The 465-nt window shown below is 63.2% G+C and carries 2 protein-coding genes; one reads left to right on the top strand and one right to left on the bottom strand.

The genetic code is table 11. The features are described 5' to 3' along the window. A partial coding sequence (locus AWU74_RS08235; protein ID WP_306701113.1) for an alpha-isopropylmalate synthase regulatory domain-containing protein occupies positions 1–258 on the top strand: 258 nt, incomplete at its 5' end. An 18-nt stretch (positions 259–276) separates the two neighbouring features. On the opposite strand, the gene AWU74_RS14345 is transcribed toward AWU74_RS08235, so the two are convergent. Continuing rightward, on the bottom strand, positions 277–465 hold a 189-nt coding region (locus AWU74_RS14345; RefSeq protein ID WP_238580269.1), incomplete at its 5' end, for a hypothetical protein.

Here is a 465-nt window from a genome sequence, read left to right on the forward strand (position 1 = left end):
ACGGCGCTGGAGCGCTTCTACCCGTCGGTGTCGCGCGTCCGCCTGACCGACTACAAGGTGCGCGTCATAGACTCGCGCTCGGCGACCGCCGCGAAGGTGCGCGTGCTGATAGAAAGCTCCGACGGCGAGGAGTCGTGGGCGACCGTCGGCGTGTCGTCGGATATTGTGGAAGCGTCGTGGACGGCGCTGGTCGACTCGTTTGAGTACAAGCTGCTGAAAGACGCCGGGGACGCGCAGCCGCTTTCGGCGGCGTCATGACGCACGAGCGGCTCTGTTTTAGAGTAGAACAGTGCCTCTGCCTAGAGGTAGACAGAAGCTCGCCGCAAACTCGGCAGAGAGGCAGCGAGCGACGCGCCGGTCAAGGTCGACGCTAGCGAGCTTGTGGTGAACAACCCGGGCGAAGATCGGAAGAGCGGCGTGTGTGGAAGGCGGGTAGATCTCGGTGGTCGCCGTATCATTAAACAA

The organism is Treponema endosymbiont of Eucomonympha sp., from assembly GCF_001028545.1.